The sequence below is a fragment of the Leisingera sp. F5 genome (assembly GCF_001593695.1).
Genome location: NZ_LUKH01001400.1, coordinates 1 through 1054 on the forward strand (window position 1 = coordinate 1; position 1054 = coordinate 1054).

The window sequence follows — 1054 nt, forward strand, 5'->3', positions numbered from 1 at the left end:
TCTCGACCCTGAACTACCTGAGCCACGATGCCGAGGCTGCAATCATCCTGTCCAAGGCGCCGCATTACAACACCGCCGAAGGCCGCAAGACCATCAGCCAGATGGTCACCGTTGCCGACCTCACCCGCACCGCCTTCATGAACGGCGATCTGTCGACCGTGATGTCGCCGCGGACCGTGATCAACTGGGCGCAGAACGTCGAGATCTTCCGCAACGTGGGCTATGCCTTCCGGCTGTCATTCCTGAACAAATGCGACGAGCTGGAGCGCCAGACCGTGGCCGAGTTCTACCAGCGCTGTTTTGACGAAGAGCTGCCGGAAAGCGCCGCGAGCGTTTCGCTGGGCTAATCTGTGACGTGCCGCCCGGCCATTTGGCCGGGCAGCGCCCGTCCCGCCCTCCGTCATTCCGGAGGCGTGCTTTCAGCACGACGGGGCGGGCACACCGCTTCCCACCCCGCCGGGCCGGGCGCTGCCCTCACCGCAGCTGACCCACTGGACTTTCCCAAAAAGAGGGGGGATGCTCACAAGGGACTAGGTGCGACCATGAAAAAGCCGAACGACAACCCAGCCGATCCGTTCAAGAAGGCGCTGGCTGAAGCCACCAAGGTGATGGCCAACGACCCGGAACTGTCGGTCAGCTATACCGTTGACCCCTCGGGGCTGTCGGGTGACTCAATGCGGCTGCCGCAGGTCTCGCGCCGGATGAGCCGCGAAGAGGTGCTGCTGGCCCGCGGCACCGCCGACGCACTGGCGCTGCGCCACAAATTCCACGACGATGCCACCCACGCCAGATACGTCCCGCAGGGCGAAATGGCCCGCGATCTTTATGAGGCGATGGAAACCGCCCGCTGCGAGGCGATGGGCGCGCGCCATATGCCGGGCACCGCGTCGAACATCGACGTGAAGATCCGCAACGAGTCGATCCGCCGCGGTTATGACCAGATGAAATCCTCCTCCGAGGCGCCGCTGGCGGCCTCGGCCGGCTATCTGATCCGCCATCTGGCCACCGGGCGCCCGCTGCCCGAAGGGGCCTCCAACATCATGGAGCTGTGGCG

General features: G+C 65.1%; 1 protein-coding gene and 1 pseudogene. Both read left to right on the forward strand.

Translation table 11 applies throughout. The features are described 5' to 3' along the window. On the forward strand, positions 1–347 hold a 347-nt coding region (locus A2I95_RS41760), incomplete at its 5' end, for a CbbQ/NirQ/NorQ C-terminal domain-containing protein (protein ID WP_291738134.1). Positions 348–542: 195 nt separating this feature from the next. After that, positions 543–1054 (forward strand): annotated as a pseudogene (locus A2I95_RS41765) (cobaltochelatase subunit CobT); the annotation flags it as partial.